The sequence below is a fragment of the Stenotrophomonas sp. 3diitr2024 genome, assembly GCF_042136455.1.
GTDB lineage: Bacteria > Pseudomonadota > Gammaproteobacteria > Xanthomonadales > Xanthomonadaceae > Stenotrophomonas > Stenotrophomonas sepilia.
Map to the genome: position 1 here is coordinate 1 of NZ_JBHHMJ010000684.1, position 16,210 is coordinate 16,210.

General features: G+C 65.4%; 14 protein-coding genes and 2 pseudogenes. 3 read left to right on the forward strand and 13 right to left on the reverse strand.

Features of this window, described 5'->3' with window-relative positions; translation table 11 throughout:
* From ABGA94_RS17470 to ABGA94_RS17520, 11 genes and pseudogenes are all read right to left on the reverse strand, one after another.
* Positions 1–204 (reverse strand): annotated as a pseudogene (locus ABGA94_RS17470) (hypothetical protein); the annotation flags it as partial.
* Positions 201–2,033 (reverse strand): glycosyltransferase family 2 protein, encoded by a 1,833-nt coding sequence (locus ABGA94_RS17475; RefSeq protein ID WP_239515569.1) that lies wholly within the window; start codon positions 2,031–2,033, stop codon positions 201–203. The pseudogene ABGA94_RS17470 and the gene ABGA94_RS17475, both read right to left, overlap by 4 nt.
* A gap of 52 nt (positions 2,034–2,085) precedes the next feature.
* Positions 2,086–3,018 carry a wsae gene (locus ABGA94_RS17480; protein ID WP_258391688.1) on the reverse strand — a complete coding sequence of 311 codons (933 nt, stop codon included), beginning with the start codon at positions 3,016–3,018 and terminating at the stop codon, positions 2,086–2,088.
* Positions 3,019–3,348, reverse strand: a pseudogene (locus ABGA94_RS17485) (class I SAM-dependent methyltransferase); the annotation flags it as partial. It lies immediately after the preceding gene.
* Positions 3,314–4,546 (reverse strand): ABC transporter ATP-binding protein, encoded by a 1,233-nt coding sequence (locus ABGA94_RS17490; protein WP_005415166.1) that lies wholly within the window; start codon positions 4,544–4,546, stop codon positions 3,314–3,316. The gene ABGA94_RS17490 and the pseudogene ABGA94_RS17485, both read right to left, overlap by 35 nt.
* On the reverse strand, positions 4,543–5,325 hold the full coding sequence (locus ABGA94_RS17495) for an ABC transporter permease (RefSeq protein ID WP_375367856.1): 783 nt from the start codon (positions 5,323–5,325) through the stop codon (positions 4,543–4,545). The genes ABGA94_RS17490 and ABGA94_RS17495 overlap by 4 nt, the downstream gene beginning before the upstream one ends.
* 3 nt (positions 5,326–5,328) lie before the next feature.
* Complete coding sequence (locus tag ABGA94_RS17500) at positions 5,329–6,513, reverse strand: cystathionine gamma-synthase (RefSeq protein WP_005415164.1); 1,185 nt, start codon at positions 6,511–6,513, stop codon at positions 5,329–5,331.
* 123 nt (positions 6,514–6,636) lie between these two features.
* A complete protein-coding gene (locus tag ABGA94_RS17505) occupies positions 6,637–8,007 on the reverse strand; it encodes a pyridoxal-phosphate dependent enzyme (RefSeq protein ID WP_164093329.1) in 1,371 nt (456 codons plus the stop codon).
* Between the two features lie 300 nt (positions 8,008–8,307).
* The gene (locus ABGA94_RS17510; RefSeq protein WP_005407964.1) at positions 8,308–8,544 is read right to left on the reverse strand and encodes a YdcH family protein; all 237 of its coding nucleotides are present in this window, start codon (positions 8,542–8,544) and stop codon (positions 8,308–8,310) included.
* 324 nt (positions 8,545–8,868) lie between these two features.
* A complete protein-coding gene (locus ABGA94_RS17515; RefSeq protein WP_139726690.1) occupies positions 8,869–9,753 on the reverse strand; it encodes an OmpA family protein in 885 nt (294 codons plus the stop codon).
* Entirely contained in the window at positions 9,750–10,115 is a 366-nt protein-coding gene (locus tag ABGA94_RS17520; RefSeq protein WP_375367857.1) for a DUF4398 domain-containing protein, read from the reverse strand. The genes ABGA94_RS17515 and ABGA94_RS17520 overlap by 4 nt, the downstream gene beginning before the upstream one ends.
* Positions 10,116–10,236: 121 nt before the next feature.
* On the opposite strand from ABGA94_RS17520, the gene ABGA94_RS17525 reads away from it, so the two are divergent.
* The 3 genes from ABGA94_RS17525 (at position 10,237) to ABGA94_RS17535 (ending at position 14,217) form a co-directional block, all read left to right on the forward strand.
* On the forward strand, positions 10,237–11,364 hold the full coding sequence (locus ABGA94_RS17525) for a PilT/PilU family type 4a pilus ATPase (protein ID WP_049416904.1): 1,128 nt from the start codon (positions 10,237–10,239) through the stop codon (positions 11,362–11,364).
* A 128-nt stretch (positions 11,365–11,492) separates the two neighbouring features.
* Positions 11,493–12,776 (forward strand): putative DNA modification/repair radical SAM protein, encoded by a 1,284-nt coding sequence (locus ABGA94_RS17530; protein WP_069139423.1) that lies wholly within the window; start codon positions 11,493–11,495, stop codon positions 12,774–12,776.
* Entirely contained in the window at positions 12,757–14,217 is a 1,461-nt protein-coding gene (locus tag ABGA94_RS17535) for a UdgX family uracil-DNA binding protein (RefSeq protein WP_095378727.1), read from the forward strand. The genes ABGA94_RS17530 and ABGA94_RS17535 overlap by 20 nt, the downstream gene beginning before the upstream one ends.
* Positions 14,218–14,260: 43 nt before the next feature.
* Here ABGA94_RS17535 and maiA read toward each other — a convergent pair whose 3' ends face one another.
* Together maiA and ABGA94_RS17545 are read right to left on the reverse strand one after the other, a co-directional pair.
* Positions 14,261–14,929, reverse strand: a complete 669-nt coding sequence (gene maiA / locus ABGA94_RS17540; protein WP_134955719.1) for a maleylacetoacetate isomerase — start codon at positions 14,927–14,929, stop codon at positions 14,261–14,263.
* A 14-nt stretch (positions 14,930–14,943) separates the two neighbouring features.
* Entirely contained in the window at positions 14,944–15,933 is a 990-nt protein-coding gene (locus ABGA94_RS17545) for a fumarylacetoacetate hydrolase family protein (RefSeq protein WP_005415155.1), read from the reverse strand.
* Positions 15,934–16,210: the final 277 nt, after the last annotated feature.

Consider the following 16,210-nt stretch of genomic DNA (forward strand, 5'->3'; position numbering starts at 1 on the left):
CAGTACGGCCGTATGGATGCCACCGAAATAGTGCTGCTTGTTGATCGACGGTAACACCAGATTCAGCCGCTTGCCCTCCCATGGATCACGGCGGGGTGTACACGGGGTGATCTCGGCAACATTGGTACTGGGCGTCGGCACACCGGGAGCGCTTGCATCCAGCCGCGCGGCGAAGCGCCGCAACAGATTACCCAGGCGGCTCATTGCAGGCTCCCGCGCAGACGCGGCGAAGACGCCATGTAGTCAAGGTTCGGGCTGAAGAACGGATCGCCTTCTTCGCGATATGGCGAGTACGCTTCGGCCGAGCGCACGAAGTCGCTCTCGGGGATAGCACGTGGATCACGCGTCTTGGACTCGTGATGGATCATCACCGCGCGTGCGACGTAAACGGTGGCAAGGCCGCGTGCATGTGCACGCAGGCACAGCTCCACATCACTGCCGCAGACAATGAAGGATTCATCGAACCCGCCCAGCGACTCGAACGTGTCACGCGCCACCACCATGCAGGCCCCCGTCACGGCCAGCACCTGGCGCTGCAATACCGGCGACACGAACAGATTCTGGTTGTGCACGGGCGCCTCGCCCTTGAAGACGTGGTCGGCCCAGCCACCCATGCCGATCACAACACCGGCATGCTGGATGGTGCGGTCGCCGTACAACAGCAACGGACCGCACACGCCCACGTCCGGTCGCAGCGCATTTTCGGCAAGCCGCTGCAGCCACTGTCCGTCGATGATCTCGGTATCGTTGTTGAGGAAGACCAGAACCTCGCCACGCGCCTCGCGGGCAGCCAGATTGTTCAGTGCCGACCAATTGAACGGTACGTCTGCGCGGATCACCCGGAAGCTGTCACGGCGGGACATCGCTTCCAGCCACTGCAGGGTCTCATCCTGGGTTGAACCATTGTCGACAACGATGATCTCGAAGGCGCGGTAGTTCGTCTTCGCGTACAGCGATTCCACACAGGTACGCAACAGGTCCAAGCCATCGCGGGTCGGGATGACGATGCTGGCCAAGGGCCCCTTGTCCGCATACGGATAGCGAACGTCATAGCAGAACAGCTGTTCGCCATCGTCCACCTGCGCCCCGGGATGGATTGCCTGCACATGCTGCAGCAGCGCGCGGCGACCGGCGTGGTGCGCATAGGGCTTGGAGCCGGCATTGGCCGCGGTGGAACCGGCGTGCGCGCGCCAGTGGTAGAGCACCTTGGGAACATGCGCGATGGTGGCGCCAGCTGCCGCACAGCGAAGCACCAGATCGTAGTCCTGCGAGCCGTCACAGTCACTTCGCAGCCCACCCAGCTGATGGACCAGCGCGGTGTCGAAGCTGACCAGGTGTCCCAGATACATCTGCGACAGGAACAGGTCCAGATTCCAGTCGGGCTTGAAGTACGGATGGCGAAGGCGGCCGTCTTCGCCCAGCACATCATGGTCGGTATAGACGACACTTGCCGATGTGGCCACATGGCACGCGACCACCGCAGCCAGTGCATCCGGCTCCAGCAGGTCATCATGGTCGAGGAAGGTGATCCAGCGCCCCTTGGCCAGTGCTACCGCAGCGTTGGTCGTGGCCGCAATGCCCTGCCGTTCGCTTGAGCGTGAAACACGCAGGTTCGGCAACCGCCGCGCCAGTTCTTCCAGCACGCGTGCCACGTGCGGTTGATCGGACGCGTCATCGTGGATGCACAGCTCCCAGTTCGAGTAGGTCTGTGCTTCGACGCTGGCCACGGCCTCGCGCAGGAACACCTCCGGCGTGTTGCAGACCGGCATCACAATGCTGATCAGGCCGGCGTCAGCCGGAACCGTGGCCGGCGCCTGCTGGCGCAGCCATTCGGTGTAAACGTCCGGAGGCGTGGTCGCTGCTTGTGTGTGCGATCCATTGGCATACGCGAGAATCGCCCGGGCCAGATGCTTGGGGCCCCTGCTGGCAGCACGGGCCAGAGCAGAGAGGATGGTGCCGACAGAAACACCCTGTCCCTGCGCGCGACGAATGCTCCAATAGATTCCGCGAAGCAGATTACCCATCTTGGACATCAGGCATTACCTCGTTGATTCAGTACGATCACTTTTCGGTTGCCCCATCGCATCAAGACACGCCCCAACCCACCAGCGCGCCAATGACGAGGCACCCCAGCGCCAACCCCACCATTGCGGCCTTCCACTTGCGGCGCGAGCGCTGGTAGTCCGCCGTGCGCTGCTGCAGGCGCTGCTCGAGCTCACGTTCCACATCCAGTGCCCGCAGACGGGCGATCTCTGCGGCCTCCACCAGTTCGCCAATACGCGCCTGGGCGCGCTGCGCCTGCTGCTGCTCATTGGCAATATGCGCCTTGAGCTCCTGCTCCCGTTGCTGCCATTCCGCATGGTGCGCGATCCAGCTGGCGTTCGCCTCATCCTTGCTCTGCTGCAGCTGCTGCGCATAGGCGGCGGTGGCACCCCACTCGCGCTTGGCCACAGCAAGATCGGTGACGTAGGCATCCAGCAGTCGCGCCGTGGACTCCCATTCCCTCTCGGAATTGGCAGTACGCACAGCGAGGTCACGCAACCCGCCCGCAAGCCCGGTCAGCAGCGCAGTCGCTTCCACGTCGAGTTCGGAACGGAACGGCGGATTGGCCTGGAGGCGCGTGGCATCGCTCTGCAGTCGCACCGCCACGCAGTACTCGCGATAAGGTTGGTCACTGTGGTCGCCGGCGAACACCCGACTGTTGTAGAGACGGTCGGCAGCGCTGACCAGTGGTTCCAGCTCGGGGAACTTCACCTTGATGAAATGAGCGCCCATCAGGCTGGACCACAATGCGGCATTGCCCTGGCCGAAGCGCAGCACCGTCATGCCAGCGCTTTCAAATGCGGCAACGATTTCGGCGGTGTCGACCAGGCCGAACTCCTTGTGCTCCTGCAGCCAGACGTAGTCCTCGCCGAACAGCTCATGCCAGCGGTCATTCGCATCCAGTTCCGCATCGCGCACCCAAGGCTGGTCCGGCGGGAAGCCGACAATGACCGCACGGCCGGCGACACGCGCCATTTCGGTAGCGGCCTTGGCACGCAGGGGAGCGGGAATATGCTCAAGCACGTCCAGCGAAACCACCGCGTCGAAGCCCTGCTCCGGGAAAGGCAGCGCAGTGGCGTCTGCCACAACGAAGTCCTTCTCGTCCCCTTCGGCATGCAGATCGGTGTACAGGAACGTCGCCTGTGGCAGGAACTGCCCGAGCAGGCGCTGACGGTTGGCCCCTACTTCCAGCACCCGCGGCGCAGGCAGATCCAGCGCTTGCAACAGGTGCGTCGCCGCACCGTAGCGCTGGTAATGGTCAAAGGGAATTTCAAGAAGCGTCGGGGTCATGGACCTTCCACTCATGCGGGATATAGACCACGCCCTCACTGAAGTAGGGTGCGGCCACGGTGAAGACGCTGGCTTCGGACAGATAGTCCAGGCAGACCAGGCCCTTGTCAGTGAACAGTCCCACGTCAACGCGGTAGCTGCCGGTCAGCAGGGTCATCGATGGAATGCAATAGCTGACGCGATGAGACCCCCGCGAGGTGGGAATCACCACCCGCTCAAGATAGGTATTGGGACCAAAGATGTGCAGGCCATCCATGCCCTTGATCGCGACCCCCAGCAACAAGCCATCGACCACTTCATCGCCAACGGTATAGCTGATGTCCACCGTCAACGGCTCGAAGGGCGCGAGCATGTCGGTACTCAGTGCAACCGTTTCAAGGTGGGCCGGGATGCTGCCCGGGGCTGGTGCCTGGCGGACTTCCGCGCCCTCTGCCACGGCAAGGTCCTTGCCCAGTTCATAGTCGCGGAAGCGGTCGGCGACGAAGCTGGCTTCGCCATGCAGCTTGACCTTGCCGCCTTCCAGCCACAACGCGGTCTGGCAAAAACGTTTGACCTGTTCGAGCGAATGCGACACAAACAGGATGGTGGCGCCCCGTGCACGGATCTGTTCGATGCGTGCAAGGCATTTCATCTGGAAGCGGATGTCACCCACCGACAACGCTTCATCGATGATCAGCACATCCGGTTCGGTGTGGATGGCCACCGAGAACGCCAGGCGCACATACATGCCGCTGGAATAGGTCTTGACCGGCCGGTCGAAGAAATCGCCGATATCCGCGAAGTCGATGATCGACTGAAGCTTGTCGTCCACCTCTTTGCGGCTCAGTCCCAGCAGCGACGCACTCAGGTACACGTTGTCGCGGCCGGAGAAATCCGGATTGAAACCCGCCCCCAGCTCGAGCAGCGCGGCGAAGCGCCCGCGGATACTGACCGAGCCCGACGTCGGACGCACCGTGCCGCACAGGATCTGCAGCAAAGTCGACTTGCCGGCGCCGTTGCGACCGATGATGCCGACCGTTTCTCCCTTGGGCACGACCAAGGTGATGCCATCCAGCGCTCGGAAGGTACGGCTGGCCCGATCACCGGAAGGCTTCAGCAGCGACAACAAGCGGTCGCGCGGGTTGGCATAGACCGGATAGTCCTTGGTCACGTCCAGCACTTCGATGGCCGCGTCAGGCGTGGCCTGCAACGTGGTGGTCTGCGGGTTGTTCATAGGACGTCCGAGAAGCCGCGCGAGAGGCGACGGAAGAGCGCGTAGGCCAGCATCGCCGCCACCACGGAAAGCAGGAAGTGCGGCAGCAGTGTCGCCATATCAGGTGCCGAGTTCTGGACAGTCACCGCACGCAGTTGTTCGATGGGCGTGACCAGCGGGTTGAAATATACCAACCCCTTGGCCGCCTCTGGCATCGCATGCGCCGGGAAGAAGATAGGACTGAGGAACAACAGCACGCTGCTGAGGATGCCGACAAACTGTCCGATGTCGCGCAGATAGACCCCGAGCGCCGACAGCGACCAGGCTATCGCAAGCAGCATGGGCGTCATTTCAAGCAGGATCAGTGGCGAGGCGAGCGCCCACGCCGACGGCAGCCCCGACTGCCAGGTCTGCGCGACCAGCAGGATAGTCAGGCCGATGCCGGCGGTCGTCAGCGCTGCGGCCACCTTCACCATCGACAGCACCGGCAGGGGAAAGACCACCTTCTTCACGAAGTTGGGTTGCCCAGCGATGATCCCAGGGGCCGTGATCAGCACTTCCGACAGCAGCGTGAACGGTACCAGGCCCGCAAACAGCATCAGCGCGAAGTCGCCGGTGGATTCGGCACCCGCCCATCGCGCCTTGAATACGCCACTGAACACCAGCGTATAGACACACAACATCAGCAACGGTTGCAGGACCAGCCAGAGAACACCCAATGTGGTGGTGCGGTACCGCGCTGCCAACTCACGCCCCAGCAGCTGGCGGAACAGGAACAGGAGATTGGCGTGCTTCTGCATGGATCAGCTATTCCCTGCCGACAGCGCATTTTCCAGATCCACCTGCAGATCCCCCAGTTCCTCCACCCCCACGCTCAGCCGCACCAGTGCATCACTGATCCCCAGCTGCTCCCGACGCGCCACCGGGATCGAGGCATGCGTCATCACCGCCGGATGGTTGACCAGGCTTTCCACACCGCCCAGCGACTCGGCCAGGGTGAACAGTTCGGTCTTCTCGCAGAAGCGCTTGGCCGCCTCGAACCCGCCCTTGAGCACGATCGAGACGATGCCGCCGTAGCCGGCCATCTGCTTGCCGGCCAGCTCATGCTGCGGGTGAGACGGCAGGCCCGGGTAGATCACCTTCTCCACCGCCGGGTGCTTTTCCAGCCACTGCGCCAGCGCCAGCGCGTTGGCACAATGCGCCTTCATGCGCAGCGGCAGGGTCTTCAGGCCGCGCAGGGCCAGGAAGCTGTCGAACGGGCCCTGCACGCCACCCACCGAGTTCTGCAGGAACGCCATCTGCTCGGCCAGCGGCGCGTTGTCGCCGACCACGACCATGCCACCGACCATGTCCGAGTGGCCATTGAGGTACTTGGTGGCCGAGTGCAGCACAAGATCGGCGCCCAGCAGCAGCGGGCGCTGCAGCATCGGCGAGGCGAAGGTGTTGTCCACCACCACGATCAGGCCATGGCGCTTGGCGATGGCAGCGACCGCGGCGATGTCCACGATCTTCAGCATCGGGTTGGTCGGGGTTTCAATCCAGACCATCTTCGTCTTCGGCGTGATCGAGGCTTCAAAGGCCGCCAGATCGGTCAGGTCGACGAAGCTGAAGTCCAGCCCGGCGGTACGGCGGCGCACGCGCTCGAACAGGCGGAAGCTGCCGCCGTAGATGTCGTCCATCGCCACCACGTGGCTGCCGGCGTCCAGCAGCTCGATCACCGTCGAGCTGGCCGCCATGCCCGAGGCGAAGGCGAAGCCACGGGTGCCGCCTTCCAGCGAGGCCACGCAGCGCTCATAGGCAAAGCGCGTCGGGTTGTGGGTACGCGAGTACTCAAAGCCCTGATGCTCGCCCGGGCTGGACTGCGCATAGGTCGAGGTGGCGTAGATCGGCGGCATCACCGCCCCGGTGCTGGGATCGGGCGACTGGCCGCCATGGATGGCCAGCGTGGCCAGGGCCAGCGCGCGGTCGGGCGAAGAGGAGTTGGACATGTCGTTTCCTGAATGGCGCCGACGTGCGGCGCCGTCAAAGGATCGGGAGTCTATCAGCGCAGCCTTAACGAGCTTTGACGCGAATAAACCGGAATTCAGCGGTGAACGGCAGCGATCAGCGGTTTACTGCACGCGACGGCGCAGATAGTTCAACAGGTCGATGCGGGTGATCAGGCCGAGGAAGGCGTCACCGTCCATCACGATCGCCACCTGCCCGCGGTCGAACACCGGCAGCAGGGCCTCGATCGGCGACTTCACGTCCAGCCGGTCCAGCTTGCTGACCATCGCGGTGGCCACGGTGTCGCGGAAGCGCGCTTCGTCACCATAGACATGCAGCAGCACGTCGCTTTCATCGACGATGCCGACCAGCTGGTCACCGTCCATCACCGGCAGCTGCGACACGTCATACAGCTTCATACGCTGGTAGGCGGTGGTCAACAGGTCGTTCGGGCCGATCACCACCGTGTCGCGCTGGCCGTACGGACGCAGGATCAGGTCGCGCAGGTCACCGTGCTGCGGGCGCTCCAGGAAGCCGTTGTCCAGCATCCAGTAGTCGTTGTACATCTTCGACAGGTACTTGTTGCCGGTATCGCAGACCAGCACCAGCACCTTCTTCGGCGTGGTCTGCTCCTTGCAGTACTTCAGTGCCGCGGCCAGCAGGGTGCCGGTGGACGAACCGCCGAGGATGCCTTCCTTGCCCAGCAGCTCGCGCGCGGTGTGGAAGCTCTCGGCGTCGCTGATGGCATAGGCCTTCTTGACGCGGCTGAAGTCGGAGATCGAGGGCAGGAAGTCCTCGCCGATGCCCTCCACCAGCCAGCTGCCCGACTTGTCGTTGAGCACGCCGTCGTTGATGTACTCGGCCAGGATCGAGCCGACCGGATCGGCCAGCACCAGCTCGGTCTTGGGCGACAGCCTGGCGAACGCACGCGACAGGCCGGTCATGGTGCCGGAGCTGCCGCAGCCGAACACGATGGCGTCGAGGTCACCGCCCATCTGCTCCAGGATTTCCGGGCCGGTGCCGAACTCATGCGCGGCCGGGTTGTCCGGGTTGCCGAACTGGTTGATGAAGTAGGCGCCCGGGGTCTGCTCGGCGATGGTCTTAGCCAGATCCTGGTAGTACTCCGGGTGGCCCTTGGCGACGTCCGAACGGGTCAGGCGCACTTCGGCGCCCATCGCCTTCAGGTTGAAGATCTTTTCGCGGCTCATCTTGTCGGGAACGACCAGGATCAGCTTGTAGCCCTTCTGCTGGGCCACCAGTGCCAGGCCCAGGCCGGTATTGCCAGCGGTACCCTCGACCAGGGTCGCCCCCGGCTTCAGGTCACCCCGCTGCTCCGCTGCCTCGATCATCGACAGGCCGATGCGATCCTTGATCGAACCGCCCGGGTTGGCGCTCTCGAGCTTCAGGTAAAGCTCGCAGACGCCGGTGTCCAGGCGCTGGGCCTTGACGATCGGGGTCTGGCCGATGAGTTCGAGGACGGAAGAATGGATGGGCATTCGGAGGACTTTCGATTCGCGCCACGCAGGGCCGGACCGATGATTATCCGACGGATGGCGCTGAATGTCAGGTCGGCGCGGGCATGCCGCCCGCCGTCCCGTAGAGGGATGCGGACGGCCCCGGGTCGACGAGGAGACCGGTACCGCCCGCATCGGTGAGTTGTGCCTGCAGGCCAAGGCACCACCGCCTGTGGTGCCTTGGCGCGGCCGCCTCATCGGCGGTGCCGCGATGCCGGGGCAGGAGCGCCCGGCCGGGCCATCGATGGCCGGGTCACGCCGTTCCGGGCGTGACGGGGTGCGTCAAAGCGTGGGGGACGTCGTTGGGAGCGGTGTTTCGTACATTCGCAGAAGTCGTTGCTTGGCCAGCAGCTTCTCGCGCTTCATGCGACCCAGGGTGACATCATCGATCGGGAGTACACCCAACTCCGCGTCCATGCACTTCTTGTTCAACTTGCGGTGCTGGTCATGGAGTGCCCTGAACTCCGGATCACGCGCGCGACGTGCGTCGATCTCGCTCTGGGGCTGATCTTCAAACATGATGGACCTCCTTCGACAGATACACGAACGCCCCGGCCGCAAGGCACGGGGCGTTGTTCATGGAGGAGTGCCGGCCGATGGCCACCTGGACGCCTGCAACGACCTGCGGCACTGGCCTGCGCACGTCGATCTGCTGCGGTTCGCGCCCTGCTTGCATCGGCCCGGCCCTCCCATCGTCCGGTCCGCGGCATTGCGTCCCGGACGATTGACCCTACGCCTGCTCAAGGCGGGGTACAAGACCCCTGCGTCAAAAAGACCGAACCCCGCCGGGGCGGGGTTCAGGCTGAATGCTCATCGCAACGAAAAACAAACAATATCAATGCATTACGGCGCGATGATGACCTCGGCCGAGCGCACCCGGGTGGACGCTGCCTTCTTGCCGCTGACCTGGATCCGGTTGCTGGCGACACCACCCGCGACCAGGGCGTCGCGCAGCGCTTCGGCACGCTTCTGGCCCACGCCGTTGGCGCTGTCGTAGGCCTCGATGCGCAGGCGCCCCTTCTTGCCGATGTTCAGGTACTCGGCCAGGGCCTTGGCCTGGTTGCGGGCGCCACCCGACAGGCTGGAGGCGCCTGCGGCGAACGCGTCACCACCGAAGGTGAAGACCTCACCGCGAGCGTCGAACTTCGAACCGGGCAGCTTCTGCCCGGACACCAGCTCGGCTTCCTCCCGGGCCAGCCTGGCAGCGTTCTGCTGGGCAGCGCTCAGACGCTGCTGCTGCTTGCCGGCCACGCTGGTCAGTGCATTCTCGGCGTCCTGGCGGGCCAGGGTCTCGGCCTCGGCCGCCTGGCGCAGGCGTTCGGCCTCCTCGGCCTGCATCTGCGCCTGCATGCGCAGCTGCTCGGCTTCCTGGCGGGCACGGGCGGCATCGCGGCGGCTGGCCTCGATCAGCAGGTCGCTGCGGGTACGCTCCAGGCGGTCGACCTCGCGCGCGGCCAGCGCGGTGCGCACGGCGGTCTCGGCAATCTCCACCCGGCGCTCGGCCAGGTACGTGGCCAGCTCCTGGTCGCGGCGCTTGGCCTTGTCCAGGGTGGCGATCGCCTGCTGCGCCTGCATGCGCTCGAAGGCGCCCAGCTCAGCGGTATCGGGGTTGGCCTGGATGGCCATCAGGCGCTGGCTCAGCTGCGCCACCATCGGGTTGTCGGCGGCCGTGGCCAGGGTCGGCAGCGCCAGCAGCGCGGCCAGGGTTGCGGCGGTCATCGGCTTCACCGGCGGTCCTCCCCGGTCGACAGCTGGCGTTGCAGCTGGTTGACCTCGTTGCGGCGCAGCTGCAGCTGCGCGGTGACGGTGGCTTCCTCACTGCGGACGCGGGCCAGGTCGGCATCGGCGGCGGCGCGCAGGGCCATCGCCGGGGCGTTCTTGCGCTCGCGGCGGTCGCCGACGGCGCGCTGGGCCTGCTCCAGCCCCTGCCGGGCCAGCCCGATCAGGTCCGGGGCGTACTGGTCGGCATCGGCCTGGGTGGCCTTGTCGACCGCCTGCCGGGCCTGCGCCAGTTCCAGGGCAGCGTCCTGCGCCCAGGCGGGGGCAGACAGTGCGAATGCAAACGCCATCACATACAGGCCATGGCGCATTCGTGCGAAGCTAAGTCGTTTCATTGGGGAGGCCGTACCGGTTGTCGGTTCACGGCCATTGTCGTCAAGCCGACACCGTGCTGGCAACGGGCGTCGGCCGTTTCGTTGGGGAAAATTCGCAATGGATATCGGCTACTTCCTGAAGCTGATGACCGAAAAGAACGCTTCGGACATGTTTCTGACCACCGGGGCACCGGTCTACATCAAGATCGAAGGGAAGCTCTATCCGCTGGGCAACACCGGCCTGCCGCCGGGCATGGTCAAGAAGATCGCTTACTCGCTGATGGACGAAGGCCAGGTGCCGCAGTTCGAGCGCGAGCTGGAGCTCAACATGGCCATCGCGCTGCCCGATGCCGGGCGCTTCCGCGTCAACGTGTTCAAGCAGCGGGGCGAGGTCGGCATGGTCATCCGCGCCATCCGCAGCCGGATTCCGAGCATCGAGGAGCTGAACCTGCCGCAGGTGCTGAAGGACGTCATCATGACCCCGCGCGGGCTGGTGCTGGTGGTGGGGTCCACCGGTTCCGGCAAGTCCACCTCGCTGGCGTCGATGATCGACCACCGCAACAGCACCACCACCGGTCACATCCTCACCATCGAGGATCCGATCGAGTACCTGCACAAGCACAAGATGTCGATCGTCAACCAGCGCGAGGTCGGCCTGGACACCCACGCCTTCCACAACGCGCTGAAGAACGCGATGCGTGAAGCGCCGGACGTGATCCTGATCGGCGAGATCCTGGATGCGGAAACGATGGAGGCGGCGATCGCCTTCGCCGAGACCGGCCACCTGTGCCTGGCCACCCTGCACTCCAACAACGCCGACCAGACCATCGAGCGCATCCTCAACTTCTTCCCGGAAAGCGCGCACAAGAACGTGCTGATGAACCTGGCGCTGAACCTGCGTGCGGTGATCAGCCAGCGCCTGGTGAAGAACAAGGAGGGCCGTCGCCTGCCGGCCACCGAGGTACTGATCAACACGCCGATGATCCGCGACCTGCTGCGCCGCGGCCAGGTGCACGAGATCAAGGCGGCGATGGAAGCCTCGCTGGAAGAAGGCATGGAGAGCTTCGACCAGTGCCTGTTCCGGCTGGCCAAGGCCGGCACCATCGAGCAGGAGGAAGCGCTGCGCGCGGCCGATTCGCGCGATGGCCTGGCCCTGAAGTTCCGCCTGTCCGAAGGCAGTAGCGGCGAGCACGACCCGTACGCCGATTTCTCGGCAGGCGCACCCAGCATCACCCACGGCTTCTGATCGCACGGAAAAGGGGACGGAGGGGATTAAGTCGTTTGTGCACTTGCGACTTGATCCCCCGTCCCCTTTTTCTGAAGAATTCAGGGGCGGTCTCATCCAATGAGACCCCTCATCCGTAGGTTTCCTCAATGGAAACCATCCGCAAGCTGGCCATTCTGGCTGATGCCGCCAAGTACGATGCCTCCTGCGCCTCCAGCGGCTCGGGCAAGCGCGATTCGCGCGCCAGCGGCGGTATCGGCAGCACCGAGGGCATGGGCATCTGCCACAGCTACACGCCCGATGGCCGCTGTGTTTCGTTGCTGAAGATCCTGCTGACCAACTTCTGCGTCTACGACTGCGCCTATTGCGTGAACCGGGTTTCCAGCAACGTGCCCCGTGCACGTTTCAGCGTGGATGAGGTGGTCACGCTCACCCTGGACTTCTACAAGCGCAACTACATCGAGGGCCTGTTCCTGTCCAGCGGCATCATCCGCAATGCGGACTACACCATGGAACAGATGGTGGAAGTCGCCCGGCAACTGCGCGAAGAACACCGCTACGCCGGCTACATCCACCTCAAGACCATTCCCGAGGCCTCGCCGGAACTGCTGGCCAGTGCCGGGCGCTATGCCGACCGCCTGTCCATCAACGTGGAACTGCCCACCGAAGCCGGCCTGAGCGCCTTGGCGCCGGAGAAGACGGTTCATTCCATCCGTGGCGCGATGGGGGAACTGCGCTGGCGCATCGAGGAAGCCAAGGAAGCTCGCAAGGCCCCCGCAGCGGTGGCACCGACGGCCAGCCGCAGCACTCGCCCGCGCCCTCCCCGTTTCGCACCGGCCGGGCAGAGCACCCAGATGATCGTCGGCGCGGACGGGGCAAACGACCAGCAGATCCTGGCCAGCGCCGACAGCCTGTACGGCAACTACCGCATGCGCCGGGTCTACTACTCCGCGTTCAGCCCGATTCCGGACGCCAGCCGGCAGCTGCCACTGCAGCCGCCACCGCTGCAGCGCGAACATCGCCTTTACCAGGCTGACTGGCTGCTGCGCTTCTACGGGTACGGCGTGGATGAGATTACCGATACCACCCAGGACGGCATGCTCGACCTGGATATCGACCCGAAGATGGCCTGGGCAATCCGCCATCCCGAGCGCTTTCCGGTCGATCTGAACCGGGCACCGAAGGAGATGCTGCTGCGCGTGCCCGGCCTTGGCGTGCGCAACGTCAAGCGCGTGCTGATGGCACGCCGTCACGGGCGGCTGCGCGTGGCCGACATCGCACGCCTGAAGGCACCGATGAGCAAGCTGCTGCCGTTCGTGCTGCTGGCCGACCATCACCCGCGCAAAGCACTGGACGATCCGGCGGCGCTGCGCGCGCAGCTGGCCCCGCCGCCGCGACAGGGTTCGCTGTTCGATGCCCCGTCCGCGGCCTGACGCGCAGCGCTGGTCGCTGCGGGTGGATCCGCCATGGTCGCTGGAGGCCTGGCGCAGCGGTGCGCGCGAAGCCCTGCTGCGCGGCGTCGCGCCGGAGCAGCTGGACTGGCTCGAGGGCAGCGACGCATCACTGCTGGACGCGCCAGCGGTCACCTCGGCGCCCGCACAGGCCGACGCTGGCGCACCGACGGTACCTCGCGACTTCCTGGAGCTGGCGGACACCTGCCTGTGCCATCGCGACGGACAACGCATGGCCCTCCTGTACCGGTTGCTGTGGCGCATCGCCCATGGCGAACGCTCGGTACTGTCAAACCCTGCCGATGCCGACGTACTGAGGGCGATGGCCATGGCCCAGGCGGTCCGCCGCGACACGCACAAGATGAAGGCATTCGTGCGCTTCCGCGAAGTGCCTGGCCAGCCTGATGCGTTCATCGCCTGGTTCGAGCCACAGCACCACATCGTCGACCGGGTCGCGCCGTTCTTCGCGCGCCGCTTCACCGGCATGCGCTGGGCCATCCTCACGCCTTCGCGCAGTGCCTCCTGGGATGGGCAGGCGCTTGCCTTCGGCCCCGGTGCACGACGCGAGGATGCCCCGGCCGAGGATGCACGCGAGTCGCTGTGGCAGACCTATTACGCCAGCATTTTCAATCCGGCCCGGCTCAACACGCGGATGATGATGCAGGAGATGCCGGCCAAGTACTGGCGCCACCTGCCTGAAGCCCGATTGCTGCCTCGCCTGGTACGCGACGCCGCCGACCGCGTGCAGGAAATGCATGACCGTCCCGCGCAGGCACCGCAACGCAGGATTCCGCTGCGAGCGAACCCTCCGGCATCGGCAGCCGAAGCCAGCAGCCTGGACAATCTGCGCGGGCAGGCCAGCGCCTGCCGCCAGTGCCCGTTGTGGGAGCAGGCCACGCAGACCGTATTCGGACAGGGGCCGGCAGGGGCCGGGGTGATGCTGGTCGGAGAGCAACCCGGTGACACCGAAGATCTGCGTGGGCAGCCATTTGCAGGACCTGCCGGCCAGGTGCTGGACCGCGCATTGGCGGAACTGGGGATCGATCGCGCCACGCTGTACCTCACCAACGCGGTGAAGCACTTCCACCATGAACGGCGCGGCAAGGTGCGGCTGCACAAGCGGCCGGAGAGCCGTCACATCCAGGCCTGCCGGCCCTGGCTGATGGGTGAGATCGCGCGCGTGCGGCCCCAGGTGATTGTGTGCCTCGGCGCGACAGCGGCAGCCTCGGTGTTCGGCCATGATTTCGACCTCTCGCGTGACCGCGGGCGCTGGCACACCCTCGAGGACGGCACGCGCGGCTACGCCACGGTGCACCCGGCATGGGTGCTGCGACAGACCGACGATGCCCGCCGCGAGGAGGCCTACCGGTTGTTCCGCGATGACCTGGCCCGATTGCAACAGAAAGGGGACGGAGGGGATTAAGTCGTAAGTGCATATACGACTTAATCCCCTCCGTCCCCTTTTTTCAGGCGGCGTCGAGCTGGTGTTCCGGGCGGGCGCGGTCGAAGGCATCCAGTGCCTGGCAGGCCGCTTCGATGCGGCGCAGGGTCGGGTACGGTGCCAGGTCCAGGCCGAAGCGGTGGGCGTTGTACAGCTGCGGCAACAGGCAGATGTCGGCCAGGCCAGGGCGGTCGCCGTGGCAGAAGGTGCCGGTGTCGCGGCTGTTGGCCAGCATCGCTTCCATCGCGTCAAAGCCTTCGGCGATCCAGTGCAGGGTCCACTGCGTGCGGGTTTCGGCAGGCAGCTGCAGGTCGCGTTCCAGGTACTGCATCACCCGCAGGTTGTTGATCGGATGGATATCGCAGGCCACAAGCTGCGCCAGCGCCCGCACCCGTGCGCGGCCCGCAGCGTCGGCCGGCAGCAGCGGCACCTGTGGGAAGCGCTCTTCCAGGTACTCGATGATCGCCAGCGACTGGGTCAGCGTGTGCCCATCATGCAGCAGGGTCGGCACCAGCTGCTGCGGATTGAGCGCGCGATAAGCCTCATGGTGCTGCTCGCCACCGTCGCGCACGAGATGCACCGGCCGCGCCTCCCAGGCCAGGCCCTTCAGCTCCAGGCCGATGCGCACGCGGTAGGCGGCGCTGGATCGCCAGTAGGTGTACAGCACGATGCCGTCGTCGACCGGGATCCCCATCGCCGCCTCCATGCTCAGGGCTTGGCCGCCTGTTCGATGCGCTGCTCGATCGCACCGAAGATGCTGTTGCCGGCAGCATCGAGCATCTCGATGCGGACCACGTCGCCGAAGGACATGAACGGCGTGCTCGGCTTGCCGTCACGCAGGGTCTCGACCACGCGCTGCTCGGCGAAGCACGAGGCACCCTTGCTGGTGTCTTCGTTGGCGATGGTGCCCGAGCCGACAATGGTGCCGGCACCCAGCGGGCGGGTCTTGGCCGCATGCGCGACCAGCTGGGCGAAGTTGAACTGCATGTCCACGCCCGCCTCCGGCGCACCGAACCACTGGCCGTTGATGTGGGTCAGCAACGGCAGGTGCACCTTGCTGTCCTGCCACGCAGCGCCCAGCTCATCGGGGGTGACGAACACCGGCGACAGCGCCGAACGCGGCTTGGACTGCAGGAAGCCGAAGCCCTTGGCCAGCTCGCCCGGGATCAGGTTGCGCAGCGAGACATCGTTGACCAGGCCGACCAGCTGGATGTGGCTGGCGGCCTGTTCCGGGGTGGCCGCCATCGGCACGTCGTCGGTGATCACCACGATCTCCGCTTCCAGGTCGATGCCGTAGTCCTCGCTGACCACCTTGACCGCATCGCGCGGGCCGTAGAAGCCTGCGCTGGTGGCCTGGTACATCAGCGGGTCGGTATAGAAGCTCTCCGGCACCTCGGCACCGCGGGCGCGGCGCACGCGCTCGACGTGCGGCAGGTAGGCGCTGCCATCGACGAACTCATAGGCACGCGGCATCGGTGCGGCCAGCGCCTGCGGATCGAGGTCGAACACGCCATCGGCGTCGCCAGCGTTGAGCGATTCGTACAGGGCGTTCAGGCGCGGTGCGATGTGGCTCCAGTCCTCCAGGGCCTGCTGCAGGGTGGCGGCGATGCCGGTGGCGCGCACGCCGTGGCGCAGGTCACGCGAAACGACGATCAGGGTGCCGTCGCGGCCGCCTTCCTTCAAAGAACCAAGCTTCATGGGTGGGTGTCCGGAGTCGTGGGCAAACAAGTTTCAAGTGTAATCAAATCTGCGGCGGCGCCAAGCTGCAGCGCGGCATCGGCCCACCCTACCGCAGTGAGGGTTCGGCAGGGTTGCACCCTGCACCCGCTTCAAGCCAAGGCAACAGCCGATGCAACAGCAACAGCGGACATTCCGTGGGATGGCGAGGCACTGTGGGTTTGCGGGGACGCGGTAAACCCATCCATGGGGGCTTGGTCGCGGCATCCATGCCGCTCACACCCCGCAAACCCACAGT

Coding starts and splice junctions, on each gene's coding strand:
- ABGA94_RS17475 (WP_239515569.1), bottom strand. CDS start 2,033: ATGTCCAAGATGGGTAATCTGCTTCGCGGAATCTATTGGAGCATTCGT.
- ABGA94_RS17480 (WP_258391688.1), bottom strand. CDS start 3,018: ATGGCGCGTGTCGCCGGCCGTGCGGTCATTGTCGGCTTCCCGCCGGAC.
- ABGA94_RS17490 (WP_005415166.1), bottom strand. CDS start 4,546: ATGAACAACCCGCAGACCACCACGTTGCAGGCCACGCCTGACGCGGCC.
- ABGA94_RS17495 (WP_375367856.1), bottom strand. CDS start 5,325: ATGCAGAAGCACGCCAATCTCCTGTTCCTGTTCCGCCAGCTGCTGGGG.
- ABGA94_RS17500 (WP_005415164.1), bottom strand. CDS start 6,513: ATGTCCAACTCCTCTTCGCCCGACCGCGCGCTGGCCCTGGCCACGCTG.
- ABGA94_RS17505 (WP_164093329.1), bottom strand. CDS start 8,007: ATGCCCATCCATTCTTCCGTCCTCGAACTCATCGGCCAGACCCCGATC.
- ABGA94_RS17510 (WP_005407964.1), bottom strand. CDS start 8,544: ATGTTTGAAGATCAGCCCCAGAGCGAGATCGACGCACGTCGCGCGCGT.
- ABGA94_RS17520 (WP_375367857.1), bottom strand. CDS start 10,115: ATGCGCCATGGCCTGTATGTGATGGCGTTTGCATTCGCACTGTCTGCC.
- ABGA94_RS17525 (WP_049416904.1), top strand. CDS start 10,237: ATGGATATCGGCTACTTCCTGAAGCTGATGACCGAAAAGAACGCTTCG.
- ABGA94_RS17530 (WP_069139423.1), top strand. CDS start 11,493: ATGGAAACCATCCGCAAGCTGGCCATTCTGGCTGATGCCGCCAAGTAC.
- ABGA94_RS17535 (WP_095378727.1), top strand. CDS start 12,757: ATGCCCCGTCCGCGGCCTGACGCGCAGCGCTGGTCGCTGCGGGTGGAT.
- maiA (WP_134955719.1), bottom strand. CDS start 14,929: ATGGGGATCCCGGTCGACGACGGCATCGTGCTGTACACCTACTGGCGA.
- ABGA94_RS17545 (WP_005415155.1), bottom strand. CDS start 15,933: ATGAAGCTTGGTTCTTTGAAGGAAGGCGGCCGCGACGGCACCCTGATC.